Raw genomic sequence first — 17,340 nt, forward strand, 5'->3', positions numbered from 1 at the left:
ACACGCAGTGTCACCGCTGAGCAGTGGCACTGTTGCGCCAGCATCCGGCGTCCCCAACTGAATTGGTCGCTGCGCCCAAACAGCGACCACACCGTGAGGAGATGTTGTCTTGAAGCGACTGACATCAGCAGGGGCGGTGGCCATCGTCGCGGCAGCAGGACTTGCCGCTTCGTTCACCGGCTCGCCCGCGGGAGCCGCTGATCGTGCGGCTCCGCTCCCGGCATCCGGCTTCAACCAGCCGGCCGCTGTCCAGGCCGAACAGGCGCTGACCGCGCAGACGGCCGCAGTTCTAGGACTCGCGAGTGGTGAGGTGCTCAAAGTCCGTGACGTGGTGAAGGATGCGGACGGCACCGAGTACGTTCGCTACGACCGTACCTACAACGGTCTGCCGGTAGTCGGCGGCGACCTGATCGTCAAGCGCAAGGGCGCGACGATCGGCCAGGTGACCTACAACCGCGGCGCCAAGTCCGTCGGCGTACCGACGAAGCCGACTCTGTCCCAGTCGGCCGCGCTGTCGACCGCCGCCAAGGCCGCCAAGTTCAAGGCCACCGGCAACAAGGGCTCACTGGTCGTCTTCGTCACCCCGACCAAGCCCGTGCTCGCCTACGAGGTCGTCACCACCGGTGTGAAGGCGGACCAGACTCCGTCGGTGTTGCATTCCTTCATCGACGCCAAGTCTGGCGCCGTGCTGGCTCAGGACGACGAGATCAAGACCGGTACCGGAAACTCGATGTACTCCGGCACGGTCAGCATTGGCACCACGGGCAGCTACACCATGAGCGACCCGAGCCGCGGTGGTAACTACACCACCGACCTCAACGGCGCCACCTCCGGTGCCGGTACGACGTTCACCGACCCCGACGACACCTGGGGCAACGGCGCGACCTCCAACCGCCAGACCGCCGGTGTGGATGCGCACTACGGCGCCCAGCTGACCTGGGACTACTACAAGAACGTCCACGGCCGCAACGGCATCTTCAACAACGGCCAGGGCGCCCGCTCCCGGGTGCACTACGGCAACGCGTACGTGAACGCCTTCTGGGACGGCACTCAGATGACGTACGGAGACGGCTCCGGCAACGCGCGGCCGCTGACCAGCATCGACGTCGCCGGCCACGAGATGAGCCACGGTGTGACTGAGGCGACCGCCAACCTGAACTACTCCGGTGACGCGGGCGGACTGAACGAGGCCACCTCCGACATCTTCGGTACGGCGGTGGAGTTCTCCGCGAACAACTCGTCCGACCCGGGTGACTACCTGATCGGCGAGAAGATCAACATCAACGGCAACGGCACCCCGCTGCGCTACATGGACAAGCCGTCGAAGGACGGCCGCAGCGTGGACTGCTGGTCGACCAGCACGGGCGGCATGGACCCGCATTACTCGTCCGGTCCGCTGAACCACTGGTTCTACCTGGCCTCCGAGGGCACCGGCAGCAAGGTCATCGGCGGCGTGACGCACAGCAGCACCGCCTGCAACGGCGCCACCATCACGCCGGTCGGCCGCGACGTGGCCGCCAAGGTCTGGTACCGCACGCTGAGCACCAAGCTGAGCTCGGGCAGCACCTACAAGGACGCCCGCGAAGGCGCGATCAACTCGGCCAAGGAGCTGTACGGCGCCGACTCGACCCAGTGCAAGGGGATCGAGGCCGCGTTCAACGGCATCTCCGTCCCGGCCGGTGCGGCGACCTGCGGTGGCAGCACCGAGCCGCCGCCGGGCGGCAACCTGCTGCTGAACCCGGGCTTCGAGTCCGGCGCGGTGAACTGGACCGGCACCTCCGGCCCGATCACCAACAACACCGGGCGTCCGGCCCGGACCGGCACCTGGAAGCTCTGGCTCGGTGGCAACGGCACCACCTCGACCGAGACCGTCTCCCAGCAGGTCACCATCCCGGCGACCGCGACCAGCGCAACCCTGTCGTTCTGGATCCGGATCGACTCCGCCGAGACGACCACCTCGACCGTGTACGACCGGACCCGGATCCAGATCGTCGACGGTGCGACCACGACGACGCTGGCGACGTACTCGAACCTGAACAAGAACACCACCTACACCCAGAAGACGTTCAACGTGACCGCCTACAAGGGCAAGACGATCTCGGTGCGGTTCCTGATGAACGAGGACTCGTCGTTGCAGACCAGCTTCGTGGTCGACGACACCTCGCTGACCGCGAGCTGATCCAGCCGCGGTGACTCGTCCGGGGCGCGTGGCCTCCGCCCAGGCCCCGCGTCCCGGACTTCCTTTGTGTGAGGCCAAAGGAGACCCCCATGCGCAAGTCCCTGTACTCCGGAGCCGGCATCGTCGTGCTGGCCGCCGCGGTGATTGCCCCCGGCAACGTTGCCGGTGCGGTCGAGTCACCCGACATCTCCGTCACCAACACCAAGGCGCATCTCGACCAGTTCCAGTCGATCGCCACCAACAACGGCGGCAACCGCTACACCGGCCGCCCCGGCTACAAGGCGTCCGCCGACTGGGTGAAGGCCAGGCTCGACGCGGCCGGCTACACCACCACCTTGCAGTCCTTCTCCACCTCGGCCGGTACGTCGTACAACGTCATCGCCGAATGGCCGCACGGCGACGCGAACCACGTCGTGATGGCCGGCTCGCACCTGGACTCGGTCAGCTCCGGTCCGGGTATCAACGACAACGGCTCAGGTAGCGCCGGCGTACTCGAAACCGCCCTCGCTTACGCTGCCAGCGGCCAGACCCCCAGGAACCGGTTGAGGTTCGGCTTCTGGGGTGCCGAGGAACTCGGCCTGCTCGGTTCGAAGTACTACGTCAACAACCTGCCCGTGGCCGAACGCGCCAAGATCGAGCTGTACCTGAACTTCGACATGATCGCGTCGCCGAACCCGGGCTACTTCGTGTACGACGACAATCCCGCGGGCAACGGCGCCCGTGACGACCTGGTGTCGTACTTCGCCGGCAAGAACGTGCAGACCGAGTTCGTCGACGTCCAAGGCCGGTCCGACCACGCGGCCTTCCGGTCGCTCGGCATCCCGACCGCGGGCACGTTCTCCGGCGCCGAGGGGACGAAGACGTCCGCCCAGGCGGCCAAGTGGGGCGGTACGGCGGGACAGGCCTTCGACCGCTGTTACCACCGCTCCTGCGACACCATCAGCAACATCGACCTGACCTCGCTGGACCGGCAGATCGATGCCATCGGCCACATGGTCTGGAACTACGCCCAGAAGGACTACAGCGAAGGCCCGCCGCCGACCGGGGGCAACCTGCTCCAGAACCCGGGCTTCGAGTCGGGCGCGGTGAACTGGACCGGCACCACCGGGGTGATCACCAACAGCACCTCGCGGCCGGCGCACGGCGGCAGCTACAAGGCGTGGCTGCAGGGCAACGGCCGGACCACGACCGAGAACCTCGGCCAGGCGGTGGCGATTCCGTCCACCGCGACCGCCGCGTCCCTGTCGCTGTGGATCCGGATCGACACCGCGGAGACGACGACCTCGACCGTGTACGACACCGTCAAGGTGCAGATCGTCGACGGCTCCACGACCACCACGCTGGCGACGTACTCGAACCTGAACAAGAACTCGTCGTACGTCCAGAAGACCCTGAACGTCCTTGCCTACAAGGGAAAGACGGTCACGGTCCGGTTCCTCGGTCAGGAGGACTCGTCGCTGCAGACGAGCTTCGTGATCGACGATGTCGCGGTGACGACGAGCTAGACCGGCTTGCACCGCTTGCCCGGCGGGATGGTGGCTTCGGTGAGGAGGGTGCTCACCGGAGCCGCCATCGGCTTCAGTGCCGGTTCCTCCAGCCGGGCGGTCTTACCGTCGGCGGTGACGGCGACGATCATGTCGTCGGGGTGCCGGGTGGTCGGCTTGACCATCGGCAGGCTCGCCCAGTCGACCTGCTGCGCGGCCGTGGCGAGGGACGTCAGCAGGGACTTGTCCAGCGTGCAGCGGACCGTCTCCTTGCCGCGCGAGCTCACCGTCGCGACACCGTCGGGGTCGATCACCACCTTGTCGTCGAAGCCGGCGAAACCACCGGTCCGGGTGACGACGAGCGGCAGGGCAGTTCCGACCGGTGTCGACTGGGTCACCGTCGGCATCGTCGGTGTGGGCGTGCTGGACGGGGTGCCGCCCACGCCGCCGTCGGACTCATTACCGCAGCCGGTCAGGGCAAGTCCCGCCACTGCGGCGGCCGCTGCGTATCTGCTGAGGTTCCTCACGCACCATGGATACCCGGGGCCGCTGCGTTCGTTGCAGCTGTGACACGACTGAGATCCGGTCGTTAGACGACCGTGGAGACCAGATCCACCAGCGCGCGCGTGAGCATCACCCGATGCTCGAACATCGCGAGGCCGGCGTCGTCGCCGGGCTTGCTGATCTGTTCCAGCGGAAGCGCGGTGAACGTGGCGCGGGCGAGTAGTGAGCCGAGATAGCCGTACAGCACCTGCTCCTCGGTCGCCTCCATCCCGTCCTCGGCCAGGCCGGTCAGGAACGCCTTGACGATCGTCTTGTGCACGATCGGCAGCGCCTCGGGTGAGAGTTCACCGGCGTGTGCGAGCCCGACAAGCAACTGACCGAGGTCGAACCCGACCGCCTGCGGACAGTCGAACCCCCAGTCGATCACCACGAACTCGTCCGGTTTCCCCCGCGGTACCAGGAGATTCTGCGGACTCGCGTCGCCGTGCTGATAACACTGCGGCAGCGCGTCGAGAGCATCGAGTACGGCGGGTAGCCGCTCGGCCAGCGTGAGCAGGTCGTCACGCAGCCGGTGGTCACCCAGATGACACACGGCGGCGGCGAGCAACGGATGGCGCCAGGTCTCCGGATCGGCGAGAGCCGGCAGCGCGGACATCATCACGCGTCCGTTCGTGTAGTAGCGCAGTGCGTAGCCGGGCTGGTTGAAGGCGCCGCCGCGGGGGAGCAGCGGTTCGACGAGATGCGGCTGGCGACGGGCGGACAGCCGGCCGAGCAGGTATGCCGCGCGCTCGAACCGCTCCAGCGGCCACGGGCCCGGCTCCTGGATCACGTTCTCCATCCACACCGTGCCGCGGTCGTCGTCGTACAGATCGATCCGGTAGGCCTTGGGCAGCCGCATGCCGTCGGGGAGGAGGTCGGCGACCCCGCTGCGGTGGACCGCGATCTCCAGCTGCCAGGGCAGGTTCTGGACGAAGACCTCCCGGAACGGCTCAGGCACCATGTGCAGGAATGGCCAGTGCCGGACCGACCGCAGCTTCTTGACGAAGCAGGACCAGTCGACGGTGTACGTCTCCGGCGCACCGGTGGGCAGGGTCGCCGTACCGAAGATGCGCAGCAGCGCCTCGGTGCTCGGCGTACCGATCGGGTAGTCGACCGGCTCGACCCTGACGTCCCCCGGGTCGGCCTCCGGATGGCCGGTGATGGTCCGGACGAGAGCGGCGAAGTCGTCCTCGGCCAGGGCGTCGCGCCCCAACGGCTCCAGTGCGCTGATCATGGCAGTGTCCCCCCACGCGATGTCTACTGCCCATCGTGCGGGAGGATCTTCAGCCAGTCTTCAGGGCCGGCACGGAAGTTTCCGAAACTCAACCCGCTCGGTACGTCGCGATGCTGACCGCGATGTAGTGGCAGATGAACGCGGCCACGGTGAAGGCGTGGAAGATCTCGTGGAAGCCGAACCACAGCGGTGACGGGTTCGGCCGCTTGGTGCCGTAGACGACCGCACCGATCGAGTACAGCCCGCCACCGACCGCGATCAGGGTGACCACGGCGGCGCCGCCCTGGTGGTAGAAGTCGCCCATCCAGAAGATCGCGACCCAGCCCAGCGCCAGGTAGATCGGCGTGTAGAGCCAGCGCGGCGCGTGCACCCAGAAGATCCGGAACAGGATGCCCAGCAGCGCTCCGCCCCAGACCATGCTGAGCAGCAGGACCCGGTCGCTGCCGCTCAGCAGCACCATGCCGAGCGGGGTGTAGGTGCCGGCGATCAGCAGGAAGATGTTGCTGTGGTCGAGCCGGCGCAGGACTGCCTCGCCGGCCGGGCCCCAGTAGAACCGGTGGTAGAGCGCGGAGATGCCGAACAGCAGCATCGCGCCCAGTGTGTAGACCGCGGCCGCCCAGCGTGCGCTCGTACCCGGGGCCAGGCAGATCAGCACGATGCCGGCGGCGGTCGCGAGCGGGAAGGTGCCGGCATGCAGCCAGCCGCGGAGCTTGGGTTTGAGCCGCCCGGAGATCCGGTGACCGAGTTCCTGGGGCTGGGAGCTGGCAGCCGTCATCGCCGTCCTTTCGAGGTGCCGGGCGGTGGTCTTACCTACGCAACCGTAACCTACGGAACCGTAGCTTCAATGGTCCAGAAGGATGAAATGTAGGCGAGATCACCACCATCGCACACCTCCCCTGGCGTGTCCGACGCACGAACTGCGGTGAAAGTTCGGCGCCGGCCGGGACTTTCTCCCGAGCCGTTCTGCAGCTCGCCACGGCCTCTCGCGACGGTCGAATCTGGGCTAGCCTCGAAGCCCTGAGAGCCTTCGAGGAGAGCAACCTGCCCATGCGGACACCAGGCAAGCAGAAGCTGCGCGACGCGGTGTACGGCCTGTACGAGCGTCGAGTGCGCCGGTCCCTGTCGCCGGACCGGATCCCGCGGCACATCGGCGTCATCATCGACGGCAACCGGCGCTGGGCCCGGGCGGTCGGCGACCCGGTGTCGCGTGGTCACGAGGCCGGGGCGAACAAGATCTCCGAGTTCCTGGACTGGTGCGACGACGTCGGCGTCAAGGTGGTCACCGTCTGGATGCTCTCCACCGACAACCTGAGCCGCCCGGCCGACGAACTGGAGCCGCTGCTGCGGATCATCGAGCAGACGGTCGAGGAGCTCACCTCGATCGGCCGCTGGCGGATCCACCCGGTCGGTGCGCTCGACCTGCTGCCCGGCGCCACCGCGGAGGCGCTGAAGGCGGCCGAGACGGCCACCCAGGGCGTCGACGGGATGCTGGTCAACGTCGCGGTCGGGTACGGCGGCCGCCGCGAGCTGGCCGACGCCGTCCGCTCGCTGCTGCTCGAGGAGGCGGCCAAGGGCATCTCGATCGAGGAACTGGCCGAGCGCGTCGACGTCGAGCACATCGCCCGGCACCTGTACACGAAGGGCCAGCCCGATCCGGACCTGGTCATTCGTACGTCGGGTGAGCAGCGGCTGGGCGGGTTCCTGCTGTGGCAGAGCGCGCTGAGCGAGTTCTACTTCTGCGAGGCGCTCTGGCCGGACTTCCGGCACGTCGACTTCCTGCGGGCGATCCGGAGCTATGCACAACGGGAGCGCCGGTTCGGGACGTGACACCGCGTCCACACCGGCGGCACGCCGTACGACGTCGCAGGTAGTAGGCGTACGTCGCCGTACCGAGTCCTGCTCCCCAGAGCACCCACAGGACGCCCGGGAGGTTCACCGCCCAGTTGTCCGCGTCCGTCGGGAGCTGAGCGTTCATGAGGCCCGCGGGGATCAGTACGACGGCCACCGTCGAGGCGGGGATGATCGCCAGCAGCGGCGGCACCCGCCGGCCGGCCTTGAACCAGATCCAGCGTGGATAGACCTCACCCCAGCGCCGCACCAGGCCGTGGGTCAGGATGCTGCCGGCGATGCCCATCACGGCCAGGCCGAGGCCCATCTCCAGCATCCCGGGAGTGTCCGCCATCATCTGGTGGAACTCGTCGGTGATGCCCAGCGGCCAGCCGAAGTACCAGGCCACGCGGGTGAACTCGTACGGAAGGTTCGCCACCACCGCGACGGCGACCGCCCAGCGTCCCCAGCGCAGTGCGGACTCCGGCGTGGTCCAGCCCTGGTCAGGCCGCTCGCTGCGGCCGCAGGAGACGCAGGCGTGGCGGCTGCGGCGGTGGTACGCGATCGCCGTCGCGGCCCAGAGCAGACCGCCGACGAAGATGATGACCAGGTTCAGCCGGTGCCAGTACAGGATGTCGCCCAGGTCCTGAGGGCCCGGTACGCCGGTGAACGCGAAGACGGCAAGTGCCGGCGACAACGCGAGCAGTGCGATCAAGGTGTAGTCGGGGATCACCAGGGCCATGCCGACCGCGAGGATCCCGGCGATCGTCTGCAGGACCCAGCCGCGTGCCCGCCGCCTGGTCATCACGAGCGCGAGGATGGCGCCGCCGAGGCCGACCACGGCCATGACCGGCGCGACCACATCGGCCGGCGACCCCTCCAGAATCGAGCCGGTCGCGCGGTCGTCCGCCACCTTCGCGAACGGGTAGCCGGCTCCGCCGAATGACCAGTAGACGCCGAGTACGCCGTACGCGAAGGACCAGACGGCTGTCGCATATCCGGTCAGTTTCGGCCAGTGTTTTCGCATGCCGTCAGCGTCGCGCGAGCGGGCGCCGTACCGGATCACTCCGGAGAGTGAGCGATCTCCCTCGCAGGGTGGACAAGGTGTAACAAGCCGTTAACCCCGCGGACGCGCGTGTCGGGCTGCGCCGTTTGTGCGGCGGATCTACCCTCCTAAGTGACGGTCGGAGGGGAAGCCGGCTGTCCGGGAGGCCCGATCAGCTTGAGAATAGTTCGCCAGCCGGTTGCCCCATGAGGGGCAGAACGGAGTGCCCGAGACCCGAGGTCTCGATCTCACTGGTTCCCGTTGACGCTCGTGCGGCGCAGCGGACGGGGTCTGCACCAGACCCCGGGGCCCTCAACTCCCGGTCCATCACCTAACCACTGGTGGGCCGGGCGTGGTGCACGTCGCGGCCCGAGAGGACGTGCGACATGGCTGCCACCCACGCCAAGGCGTCAAGTACCTCATCCACACCGGCCCAGCGCACTTTTGTGCTGGACACCTCCGTGCTGCTGTCCGACCCGCACGCGATGATGCGGTTCGACGAGCACGAGGTGGTCGTCCCGGTGGTCGTCGTCACCGAATTGGAGGGCAAACGGCATCACCCGGAACTCGGCTACTTCGCTCGCACCGCGCTGCGGCTGCTGGACGAGCTCCGGACCCTGCACGGACGTCTGGACGCGCCCCTGCCAGTGGGGGAGAACGGTGGAACCCTCCGGGTCGAGCTGAACCACACCGATCCGGAGACCCTGCCGGCCGGCTTCCGGCTCGGCGACAACGACAGCCGCATCCTGGCCGTGGCCTGCAACTTCAAGGCCGAGGGCAAGGACGTCACGCTGGTCTCGAAGGACCTGCCGATGCGGGTCAAGGCGTCGGCCTGCGGCCTGATGGCCGAGGAGTACCGGGCCGAGCTGACGCTGGAGTCCGGCTGGACCGGGATGGCCGAGCTCGAGGTCGGCACCCAGGAGGTCGACGACCTGTACGAGAACGGCGTACTGGAGCTTCCGCAGGCCGGTGAGTTCCCGACCCACACCGGGTTGGTGCTGCTGTCCGAGCGGGGCAGCGCGCTCGGCCGGGTGATGCCGGACAAGCGGATCCGGCTGGTCCGGGGTGACCGGGAGGCGTTCGGGATCCGCGGCCGGTCGGCGGAGCAGCGGGTCGCGCTCGACCTGCTGCTGGACCCGGACGTCGGGATCATCTCGCTCGGCGGCCGCGCCGGCACCGGCAAGTCGGCGCTCGCGCTGTGCGCCGGGCTCGAGGCGGTGATGGAGCGGCGGCAGCACAAGAAGGTCGTCGTGTTCCGGCCGCTGTTCGCGGTCGGCGGCCAGGAGCTCGGGTACCTGCCCGGCTCGGAGTCGGAGAAGATGCAGCCCTGGGCGCAGGCCGTGTTCGACACGCTCGGTGCGCTCACCAGTGCTGACGTGATCGACGAGGTGATGGACCGCGGCATGCTCGAGGTGCTGCCGCTGACCCACATCCGGGGCCGGTCGCTGCACGACGCGTTCGTGATCGTGGACGAGGCTCAGTCGCTGGAGCGCAACGTGCTGCTCACAGTGCTGTCCCGGGTCGGGGCCAACTCGCGGGTGGTGCTCACCCACGACGTCGCCCAGAGGGACAACCTGCGGGTCGGCCGGCACGACGGTGTGGTCGCGGTGGTCGAGCAGCTGAAGGGGCACCCGCTGTTCGCCCACGTCACGCTGACCCGTTCCGAGCGGTCCCCGATCGCCGCCCTCGTCACCGAGATGCTCGACGACCTGCAGCTGTAAGGAGCGTTTGTGCTCTTAGGTCATAGGAGTCTGTAAAGCAAAGGTAAGACTTCCGCAGTACCCGGTGCGGCCGCCTGTCAGGCGGCCGCACCGTTCTTTGTGACCTGCTTGTGATCACGGTCTCTTTAGTCCAGAGTATGTTCCTGTTGCAGCCGACGGGGGTCGGGTTTTCTCGGAAGGACAGATGAAAGCGAAGCGCTCCGTCGCGGCTCTCGCAGTGTGTGGGATCGCGGTCGTCTCCGTTGTCGCCGGTATCGACCTCTTCACCTCCCCCGGGAGCAGTGCGGCCTCGGGCCAGGTGTCAGGTCGGGCCGAGATGGCCGTGCTGAACAGCGAGAAGGCACGCGCCGCCAGTACTCCGTCGGCCACGCCGTCGCTCAGCGCCGAGGAGCATGCCCGGGAGGTTGCCCGGATGCGCAATCAGCTCGAGGCCGTCGAGCAGGCCCGAAAAGCGGCGCAGGACCAGGCCCAGGTCAAGCGGGACGCCAAGAACGCGGCTCTGCGGCGGTACGAGGCGCTGCGGAAGACCAACGAGAGCTCCAGGGAAGAGCGCGCCAGCCGCGACGCCGAGCGAAAGAAGCTCGAGGGCACGCCCAAGGAGGTCGCGAAGAACCTCCTGGCTGACCACGGCTGGAGTGACAGCCAGTTCAGCTGCCTGGAGAAGCTGTGGAACAAGGAGTCCCGCTGGCGCGTCGACGCCGACAACCCGACCTCCTCGGCGTACGGCATCCCACAGGCCCTGCCCGGCAACCGGATGGCGTCATACGGCTCCGACTGGCGCACCAACCCGGTCACCCAGATCAGGTGGGGCCTCGACTACATCGAGGACCGCTACGGCTCCCCCTGCTCCGCCTGGGCCCACTCCCAGGCCAAAGGCTGGTACTGATCCTCTCCTACTGTTGATCCCGTGAGCGAGGTGGCGCGGGCGGTTAGTGAGCGGGGAGAGTTGGTGCTGCGGCGGCGGAGCGGCGACGGCGCGCTGGAGCTGCGGGTGAACGGCGTCTTCGTGATGGACGACGTGGAGACCTCCAGCGAGGAGCTGCTGGCGTCAGCTGCTCTGGCCTCGGTACGACGTTCTGACCGGGTGCTCGTGGGCGGTCTGGGGCTCGGCTACACCGTGCGGGCGCTCCTGGCTGACCCGCGCCTGGGATCGGTCGTGGTCGCCGAGATCGAGCCGGACCTGGTCGCGTGGATGCGGTCCGGCCTGGTGCCGTCCGTGCTGGACGATCCGCGGGTGGGTGTGGTCGTTGGCGACGTACGCGAAGTGGTGCCTGCCCAGGACGACGCTTCGCTGGATGCCATCCTGCTGGACGTCGACAACGGGCCGGACTTCCTTGTCTACAACGAGAATTCCGCCATTTACTCCTCGTCGTTCCTGAAACAGTGCGCCTCGAAGCTGCGGCCCGATGGTGCGCTGACCATCTGGTCGTCGTCCTCGTCCGCGGCCCTGGAGAACGCTGTCGCGTCAGTCTTCGGCGGGTGCGAGGTCAAGCCCGTCCCGGTCCAGTTGCAGGGACGGGCCGAGACGTACTACGTGTATCAGGGCAGGTCGTAGTCGACCGTGATGCGAGCGCCCTGCTCGTCGTGCTCGTAGGTGACGGCGCCGGTGAGACCGGTCGGGTCGCCGTCCGCCGCGACGGTCTTGCCCGGTGAGGACGTCTGGTCGGCTCCTGTGTCGGCCGGGGGGCATTGGCACTGTCCACAGGTATGGATATCAGGGCGGGCCGACAGCGCTGAGCGACGTACTCTGCAGGTATGGGTGACAACGTCGAATTCAGGATCGAGCACGACACGATGGGCGAGGTCAAGGTGCCTCGGGACGCGTTGTGGCGGGCGCAGACCCAGCGTGCGGTGGAGAACTTCCCGATCTCCGGCCGGCCGCTGGAGCCGGCGCTCGTGCACGCGCTCGCCCAGATCAAGGCCTCGGCCGCGGTGGTGAACGCCGAGCTCGGCGTCCTCGACCGCGCGCAGGCCGACGCGATCGTCGCCGCCGCGGACAAGGTGGCCGCGGGGGAGTACGACGGGGAGTTTCCGATCGACGTGTTCCAGACCGGCTCGGGGACGTCGACGAACATGAACACCAACGAGGTGCTCGCCACCCTCGCCTCCCGCGAGCTCGGCACCGAGGTGCATCCGAACGACCATGTGAACGCGTCCCAGTCCAGTAACGACACCTTCCCCTCGGCGATCCATGTCGCCGCGACCGCGGGCGTCGTCCAGGAGTTGCTGCCGGCGCTCGAGCAGTTGGCGCAATCCCTGTCGGACAAGGGTTCCGAGTTCGTCGAGGTGGTCAAGTCCGGCCGGACCCACCTGATGGACGCGACGCCGGTGACGCTCGGACAGGAGTTCGACGGTTACGCGATGCAGATCCGCCGTGGTGCGGATCGGGTCCGCGCGACGCTGCCGCGGGTGTCCGAGCTGCCCTTGGGAGGGACGGCGGTCGGGACGGGGATCAACACGCCACCGGGTTTCGCCGCCAAGGTGATCGAGGAGTTGAACCGCCGTACCGGCTTGGAGCTGAGTGAGGCGGCGGATCACTTCGAGGCACAGGGGGCGCGCGACGGGCTGGTCGAGCTGTCGGGGCAGCTGAAGACGATCGCGGTCAGCCTGACCAAGATCTGCAACGACCTGCGCTGGATGGGGTCCGGGCCACGGGCCGGGCTGGGCGAGATCCAGTTGCCCGACCTGCAACCGGGGTCGAGCATCATGCCGGGCAAGGTGAACCCGGTGATCTGCGAGGCGACGCTGATGGTCGCCGCCCAGGTGATGGGCAACGACACCACGATCACGGTCGCCGGCGCCGGCGGCAACTTCGAGCTGAACGTGATGCTCCCGGTGATCGCGCGCAACCTGCTCGAGTCGATCACCCTGCTGGCGAATTCGTCCCGCCTGCTGGCCGAGCGCTGTGTCGACGGCATCACCGCGAACGTCGAGCACGCCCGGGCGCTGGCCGAGTCGTCGCCGTCGATCGTCACCCCGCTGAACCGCTACATCGGCTACGAGAACGCGGCCGCGGTGGCGAAGAGCGCCCTCAAGCAGGGCAAGACGATCCGCGAGGTCGTGATCGAGAACGGCCACGTCGAGAAGGGTGATCTGACCGAGGAGCAGCTGGACGCGGCGCTCGACGTACTGTCGATGACCAGGCCGGCCCAGGCTCCGGCCCAGAGCCCGGTCGAGTCGTGACGGCGGCGGTGCCTGGGCCGGGGCGCTTCTGGGAGCCGGGAACGGTGATCGAGTGGGTGTACCAGGGGACCGGCCGGCACGAGGACAAACCAAACGTCCGGCCGATGACCGTGGTGCGTGACGACTCCGACGGGCTGGTCGCCTGGCTCGCGCCCGGTACGCCGCTGATCAAGCCGGTGCTCACCGACGGCCGAGAGACCAGGTACGCCGGTCCGGTCGCGATGTTCACCGAGGAGCGGGTGCTGAAGCTCGACGTCTGGCGCGGTACCGGGATCCTGAAGGTGCTGCCGCCGGGCAAGCCGTGGTCGGTCTGGCACTTCTGGGCGGACGACGGCACGTTCCGCGGGTGGTACGTGAACCTCGAGGCGCCGCATGTGCGGGACGTCACGGGCCGGCGTACCAGCACCGTCGATCATGTCCTCGATCTGTGGATCCGGCCGGATCGCACGATCGAGTGGAAAGACGAGGACGAGCTGGAAGGTGCGGTGACGGCTGGTCGCTTCACCGCCGACGAGGCCGCCGGCATCGTTGCCGACGCTCAGGCCGCGGTGCGCGAGATCGAGGCGTGGGGACCGCCGTTCTCCGACGGCTGGAAATCCTGGAGCCCGCCGCCCAGCTGGCGCCTGCCGACCGCCCCAACCACCCACCAGCCAACCCTGATCGCCGAGGAACTCCACAGCTGATGCCGCAAGCTCTTCTGCTCACCGGTGGCGACGGCGTAGGGAAGACCACCATCGCCCAAGCCATCGGTCGCCTGCTCACGTCCGGCCGGCACCCGACCGGCCTGCTCGACCTGGACGCGATCTCCCAGTTCGGCCCGGCACAGCCCGCTTCAGGGCTGCGCTTTCACGATCGGCTCCGGGTCCGCAACCTGGCCGCGGTCTGGACGACGTACCGCGAGGCGGGTGCTCAGTTCATGGTCGTGAGTGGTCATGTGGAGTCGCCGGAACTGCGGGCGGCGTACACCGAGTCGTTGGCGGAGTGCGACGTACAGCTGGTCCGGCTGTTCACCCCGGCGGACGTGATCGCGGAGCGCACCCGGACCACGCGCGGACCGGAGTGGGACTTGGCGACCGCGCTGGCTCAGGCTGCCACGCATCAGCCGATTCAGGACTTCACCGTCACCAACGACCGCACACCGGAGGAGGTCGCCGCAGACATCCTGGTCACGGCCGGCTGGCCGGCGTGAGACAACGGGTGGATCACGAGGGGTTGCTCCTGCCGGGATCCGTCTTACCGTGGAAACATGTATACGATCGAACTGCAACCTGAGGAGCTGCGACTACTGCGATCCGCCCTGGGGTCGTACCTGCAGGCGTTCGGCCACAACGAGGCCGACGTCGTCCAGGCCGCGAAGACGCTTCTCCTCAAGCTGCCTGAGCCAGTAGACGTCAAGGCCGGCTAGTTCTCCACGGGTTCCAGCACGGCTACCGGGATGGTGCGTTTGGCTTTGGTCGCGAAGCGCCCGATGCGCGGATCCTCGCCCAGGATCACGTCGGTCCAGACGGTCTGACGTTCCTGGCCGGTCAGCTCGCGCGGGCGCATGGTCTGGTGCTTCGCGCCGACCTGGACGTCGGTCGTCTCGACCGCACGGAGGTTGCGAAACCAGTCCGGATCCTGCCGGGAGCCCGAGCCGGTTCCCCACACCAGCAGGCCGTCGGGGCGCTCCAGGAACCGCACGCAGGTCGAGTGCGGTACGCCGGTCCGGCGGCCGGGCGTGGTCAGCATCAGCACGTGCACGTCCTTGCTACCGCTCGCCAGCCGCCCGTCCAGGGTGCGATACATCCACACCCCGATCCGGTTCCCGATCCGCATCGTCCGCCGGCTCATCACCACCACCCCCTCCCCAGAGGTTCCTGCGCCGACCGCACGCCGTCAAGACACCCACCACAAACGGCTCCAGCTGCGGGGGCCTGGTGGTGCCGCCTCCTCAGCGCCTACGCATGCGTCAGCTGCGGGGGCGGACGGTGAGCGGGACCGGCTTTGCGGTGCCCCCTCAGCGCCTCTGCTTGTTTCAGCTGCGGGGGCGGACAGTCAGCGGGACCGGCTTTGCGGTGTCGGTGAAGAAGTCGTTGCCCTTGTCATCGACGACCACGAACGCCGGGAAGTCCTCGACCTCGATCTTCCAGACCGCTTCCATACCCAGCTCGGCGTACTCGATCACGTCGACCGACTTGATGCAGTCCTGCGCCAGCCGCGCCGCCGGCCCGCCGATCGAGCCCAGGTAGAACCCGCCGTGCTCCTTGCACGCCTGCGTCACCTTCGCCGACCGGTTGCCCTTGGCAAGCATCACGAACGATCCACCGGCCGCCTGGAACTGGTCGACGTACGCGTCCATCCGCCCCGCGGTCGTCGGCCCGAAGGACCCCGACGCGTAGCCCTCGGGCGTCTTGGCCGGGCCCGCGTAGTACACCGCGTGGTCGCGCAGGTACTGCGGCATCGGCTCGCCGGCGTCCAGCCGCTCCTTGATCTTGGCGTGCGCGATGTCCCGGGCCACGACCAGCGGACCACTCAGCGACAGCCGGGTCTTCACCGGCAACTTCGACAGCTCGGCCCGGATCTCGCTCATCGGCCGGTTGAGGTCGATGCGGACCACCTCGGTGTCGTCGGCCAGGTGCTCGTCGGTGGTGTCCGGCAGGAACCGGGCCGGGTCGCGCTCGAGCTGCTCCAGGAACACACCCTCCGGCGTGATCTTCGCCAGCGCCTGCCGGTCGGCCGAGCACGAGACCGCGATCGCGACCGGGCAGGACGCGCCGTGCCGCGGCAGCCGGATCACGCGGACGTCGTGGCAGAAGTACTTGCCGCCGAACTGCGCGCCGATGCCGAACTGCTGGGTCAGCTCGAAGACCTTCTCCTCGAGTTCGAGGTCGCGGAACCCGTGCCCGAGCGGCGACCCGGAGGTCGGCAGCGAATCGAGGTAGTGCGCGGAGGCGTACTTCGCGGTCTTCAGCGCGTACTCCGCGGAGGTGCCGCCGACCACGACCGCGAGGTGGTACGGCGGGCAGGCCGCCGTACCGAGGGAGCGGATCTTCTCGTCCAGGAAGCGCATCATCCCGTCCGGGTTGAGCACCGCCTTGGTCTCCTGGAACAGGAACGACTTGTTCGCCGAGCCGCCGCCCTTGGCCATGAAGAGGAACTTGTACGCCGGGTCCGCGGTCCCCGGGGTGGAGTACAGCTCGATCTGGGCCGGGAGGTTGGAGCCGGTGTTCTTCTCGTCCCACATGGTCAGCGGCGCCATCTGCGAGTACCGCAGATTCAGCTTGGTGTAGGCGTCGTACACGCCGCGGCTGATCCACTCTTCGTCGACCGCGCCGGTCAGCACGCCCTCGGACTTCTTGCCCATCACGATCGCCGTACCGGTGTCCTGGCACATCGGCAGCACGCCGCCGGCCGAGATGTTCGCGTTCTTCAGCAGGTCGAGCGCGACGAACCGGTCGTTGCCGGACGCCGCCGGGTCGTCGATGATGCGGCGCAGTTGGGCGAGGTGCGCGGTCCGCAGGTAGTGCGAGATGTCGTGCATCGCCTCCGCGGTCAGCGCCTGCAGCACCTCCGGCTGCACCTGCAGGAACGTCCGGTCGCCCGCCGTGAACGTGCTCACGCCCTCGGTCGTCAGCAGTCGGTACTCCGTCTCGTCGGCACCGAGCGGCAACAGGTCGGAGTAGGTGAAGTCGGCGGACACCGGCGTACCTCCATCACAAGTGGTCTGAGCCCCCAAGCCTAGATCGAGCCACCGACGCTCACGTCCGGACCCCGGCGTTCCGTCGTACGCCTCATCCTCTGAGCAGCTGCACCGCCGCGCGCAGTTCACGTCCGAGAGCCAGCCGATGCCAGACACGCTCGGTCTTCCGCCAGGCGCTCTCCCGCGATTCCGCCGCGCCCCGGTCGCGGAGGGCGAAGGCCACCGCGAAGAGGGCCAGCAGGCCGGCGGCGAAGAACACACCGCCGACGACCATTTGCGGCCCGCTGCCGCCGGTCCACTGAGTGATCAGTGTCCAGACGATGCCGATCAGGGTCGCGACGAAACCGGCCAGGTAGGCGGCGGCCAAGATCCGTCCTGTGCGTTCGCGGGGCCAATCCATGGCGGACAGTATGAGCCATGGATCAGGGATCCGCTCAGGGTTGAA

16 protein-coding genes are annotated in these 17,340 nt (G+C 68.2%); 10 read left to right on the top strand and 6 right to left on the bottom strand.

The window, feature by feature from the left end; all coding sequences use genetic code 11:
• Window positions 1–109 precede the first annotated feature (109 nt).
• Both AB0F43_RS14545 and AB0F43_RS14550 read left to right on the top strand, forming a co-directional pair.
• On the top strand, window positions 110–2,179 hold the full coding sequence (locus AB0F43_RS14545; RefSeq protein WP_360475411.1) for a M4 family metallopeptidase: 2,070 nt from the start codon (window positions 110–112) through the stop codon (window positions 2,177–2,179).
• An 89-nt stretch (window positions 2,180–2,268) separates the two neighbouring features.
• On the top strand, window positions 2,269–3,684 hold the full coding sequence (locus tag AB0F43_RS14550) for a M20/M25/M40 family metallo-hydrolase (RefSeq protein ID WP_360475414.1): 1,416 nt from the start codon (window positions 2,269–2,271) through the stop codon (window positions 3,682–3,684).
• Here the strand turns inward: AB0F43_RS14550 and AB0F43_RS14555 are convergent.
• The 3 genes from AB0F43_RS14555 to AB0F43_RS14565 all read right to left on the bottom strand — a co-directional run bounded on the left by AB0F43_RS14555 (window position 3,681) and on the right by AB0F43_RS14565 (window position 6,215).
• A complete protein-coding gene (locus AB0F43_RS14555) occupies window positions 3,681–4,190 on the bottom strand; it encodes a hypothetical protein (protein ID WP_360475417.1) in 510 nt (169 codons plus the stop codon). The genes AB0F43_RS14550 and AB0F43_RS14555 overlap by 4 nt on opposite strands.
• 62 nt (window positions 4,191–4,252) lie before the next feature.
• Window positions 4,253–5,440, bottom strand: a complete 1,188-nt coding sequence (locus tag AB0F43_RS14560; protein ID WP_360475420.1) for a phosphotransferase — start codon at window positions 5,438–5,440, stop codon at window positions 4,253–4,255.
• Between the two features lie 88 nt (window positions 5,441–5,528).
• The gene (locus AB0F43_RS14565; RefSeq protein WP_360475423.1) at window positions 5,529–6,215 is read right to left on the bottom strand and encodes a hemolysin III family protein; all 687 of its coding nucleotides are present in this window, start codon (window positions 6,213–6,215) and stop codon (window positions 5,529–5,531) included.
• A gap of 272 nt (window positions 6,216–6,487) precedes the next feature.
• Here AB0F43_RS14565 and AB0F43_RS14570 point away from each other — a divergent pair, with 272 nt between their 5' ends.
• The 8 genes from AB0F43_RS14570 to AB0F43_RS14605 all read left to right on the top strand — a co-directional run bounded on the left by AB0F43_RS14570 (window position 6,488) and on the right by AB0F43_RS14605 (window position 14,621).
• Window positions 6,488–7,267, top strand: a complete 780-nt coding sequence (locus AB0F43_RS14570) for an isoprenyl transferase (protein ID WP_360475426.1) — start codon at window positions 6,488–6,490, stop codon at window positions 7,265–7,267.
• Between the two features lie 1,431 nt (window positions 7,268–8,698).
• Window positions 8,699–10,033: a PhoH family protein gene (locus tag AB0F43_RS14575; protein WP_360475429.1), complete on the top strand. Its 1,335-nt coding sequence runs from the start codon at window positions 8,699–8,701 to the stop codon at window positions 10,031–10,033.
• A gap of 184 nt (window positions 10,034–10,217) precedes the next feature.
• The gene (locus AB0F43_RS14580; RefSeq protein ID WP_360475432.1) at window positions 10,218–10,919 is read left to right on the top strand and encodes a hypothetical protein; all 702 of its coding nucleotides are present in this window, start codon (window positions 10,218–10,220) and stop codon (window positions 10,917–10,919) included.
• 21 nt (window positions 10,920–10,940) lie between these two features.
• Complete coding sequence (locus AB0F43_RS14585; protein ID WP_360475435.1) at window positions 10,941–11,588, top strand: hypothetical protein; 648 nt, start codon at window positions 10,941–10,943, stop codon at window positions 11,586–11,588.
• A gap of 200 nt (window positions 11,589–11,788) precedes the next feature.
• Window positions 11,789–13,216 carry a class II fumarate hydratase gene (locus AB0F43_RS14590; RefSeq protein WP_360475438.1) on the top strand — a complete coding sequence of 476 codons (1,428 nt, stop codon included), beginning with the start codon at window positions 11,789–11,791 and terminating at the stop codon, window positions 13,214–13,216.
• A 44-nt stretch (window positions 13,217–13,260) separates the two neighbouring features.
• Window positions 13,261–13,899 (top strand): DUF402 domain-containing protein, encoded by a 639-nt coding sequence (locus AB0F43_RS14595; protein WP_360475440.1) that lies wholly within the window; start codon window positions 13,261–13,263, stop codon window positions 13,897–13,899.
• Window positions 13,899–14,405 (top strand): adenylyl-sulfate kinase, encoded by a 507-nt coding sequence (locus AB0F43_RS14600; protein WP_360475443.1) that lies wholly within the window; start codon window positions 13,899–13,901, stop codon window positions 14,403–14,405. The genes AB0F43_RS14595 and AB0F43_RS14600 overlap by 1 nt, the downstream gene beginning before the upstream one ends.
• 57 nt (window positions 14,406–14,462) lie before the next feature.
• Window positions 14,463–14,621, top strand: a complete 159-nt coding sequence (locus AB0F43_RS14605) for a hypothetical protein (protein ID WP_360475446.1) — start codon at window positions 14,463–14,465, stop codon at window positions 14,619–14,621.
• Here AB0F43_RS14605 and AB0F43_RS14610 read toward each other — a convergent pair.
• The 3 genes from AB0F43_RS14610 to AB0F43_RS14620 form a co-directional block, all read right to left on the bottom strand.
• A complete protein-coding gene (locus tag AB0F43_RS14610) occupies window positions 14,618–15,046 on the bottom strand; it encodes a nitroreductase/quinone reductase family protein (protein WP_360475449.1) in 429 nt (142 codons plus the stop codon). The genes AB0F43_RS14605 and AB0F43_RS14610 overlap by 4 nt on opposite strands.
• Before the next feature lie 184 nt (window positions 15,047–15,230).
• Window positions 15,231–16,895, bottom strand: a complete 1,665-nt coding sequence (locus tag AB0F43_RS14615; RefSeq protein ID WP_360475452.1) for a fumarate hydratase — start codon at window positions 16,893–16,895, stop codon at window positions 15,231–15,233.
• A 91-nt stretch (window positions 16,896–16,986) separates the two neighbouring features.
• Complete coding sequence (locus tag AB0F43_RS14620; RefSeq protein WP_360475455.1) at window positions 16,987–17,295, bottom strand: hypothetical protein; 309 nt, start codon at window positions 17,293–17,295, stop codon at window positions 16,987–16,989.
• Between the last annotated feature and the right edge of the window lie 45 nt (window positions 17,296–17,340).

It is taken from the genome of Kribbella sp. NPDC023972 (assembly GCF_040639075.1).
GTDB lineage: Bacteria > Actinomycetota > Actinomycetes > Propionibacteriales > Kribbellaceae > Kribbella.

Excerpts from the sequence above, each read along its gene's own strand:
- AB0F43_RS14620 (WP_360475455.1), bottom strand. The coding sequence starts at position 17,295 with ATGGATTGGCCCCGCGAACGCACAGGACGGATCTTGGCCGCCGCCTAC.
- AB0F43_RS14565 (WP_360475423.1), bottom strand. The coding sequence starts at position 6,215 with ATGACGGCTGCCAGCTCCCAGCCCCAGGAACTCGGTCACCGGATCTCC.
- AB0F43_RS14590 (WP_360475438.1), top strand. The coding sequence starts at position 11,789 with ATGGGTGACAACGTCGAATTCAGGATCGAGCACGACACGATGGGCGAG.
- AB0F43_RS14605 (WP_360475446.1), top strand. The coding sequence starts at position 14,463 with ATGTATACGATCGAACTGCAACCTGAGGAGCTGCGACTACTGCGATCC.
- AB0F43_RS14570 (WP_360475426.1), top strand. The coding sequence starts at position 6,488 with ATGCGGACACCAGGCAAGCAGAAGCTGCGCGACGCGGTGTACGGCCTG.
- AB0F43_RS14560 (WP_360475420.1), bottom strand. The coding sequence starts at position 5,440 with ATGATCAGCGCACTGGAGCCGTTGGGGCGCGACGCCCTGGCCGAGGAC.
- AB0F43_RS14610 (WP_360475449.1), bottom strand. The coding sequence starts at position 15,046 with ATGAGCCGGCGGACGATGCGGATCGGGAACCGGATCGGGGTGTGGATG.
- AB0F43_RS14575 (WP_360475429.1), top strand. The coding sequence starts at position 8,699 with ATGGCTGCCACCCACGCCAAGGCGTCAAGTACCTCATCCACACCGGCC.
- AB0F43_RS14600 (WP_360475443.1), top strand. The coding sequence starts at position 13,899 with ATGCCGCAAGCTCTTCTGCTCACCGGTGGCGACGGCGTAGGGAAGACC.
- AB0F43_RS14580 (WP_360475432.1), top strand. The coding sequence starts at position 10,218 with ATGAAAGCGAAGCGCTCCGTCGCGGCTCTCGCAGTGTGTGGGATCGCG.
- AB0F43_RS14550 (WP_360475414.1), top strand. The coding sequence starts at position 2,269 with ATGCGCAAGTCCCTGTACTCCGGAGCCGGCATCGTCGTGCTGGCCGCC.